General features: G+C 56.4%; 1 protein-coding gene. It reads left to right on the top strand.

Going from position 1 to position 509, the window contains the following annotated elements; all coding sequences use genetic code 11:
• Nucleotides 1-3 precede the first annotated feature (3 nt).
• The coding region (locus GO707_RS12500) for a type II secretion system protein (protein ID WP_418655112.1) at nt 4-509 on the top strand (506 nt) is incomplete at its 3' end.

Raw genomic sequence — 509 nt, 5'->3', positions numbered from 1 at the left:
GACATGGCCAAGAGGGGACGGCATACGGAGGGCTTTACGCTCGCCGAACTTCTGATGAGCGTTGCCATCGTACTCATTCTTGCTGCTATCGCCTTTCCTTCCATCGTGTCGGCGCAGAACAACATGCGCATGTTGGAGCTGAACAACGCCGCCCAATCCATCGCGAACGCCGCCCAAGCCCAGATGACGGCCAAGAAAGTATCGGGCACGTGGGTGGATGCCGTGAAGGACGGCGATTCGTATCGCGCCTGCTTCCCCGCCGCGCGCTCGGCGGATGTTTCACGTGAAACATTCGCGATGCCCCCATCAAGGAAGCAAGCTATGAACAGCGAAAAACTCGAGCAGGTCTGGTCCGAAGTATGCGGCCAGGTGAAAAGCTACAACAATATCGATCCGTCGCAGATCAACGCGTTCTTCTCACGCCTGCATCCGCAGGCTATGAGCGACGGGTTCCTCATGATCACCGCGGACAACGACTTTATAAAGACATGGAGCGAGCGTCATTATAT

This window comes from Adlercreutzia rubneri, from assembly GCF_009755265.1.
Classification (GTDB): Bacteria; Actinomycetota; Coriobacteriia; order Coriobacteriales; family Eggerthellaceae; genus Adlercreutzia; species Adlercreutzia rubneri.
The sequence above is the reverse complement of the archived record's forward strand: the minus strand, read 5'-3'. Positions and strand labels throughout refer to the sequence as shown.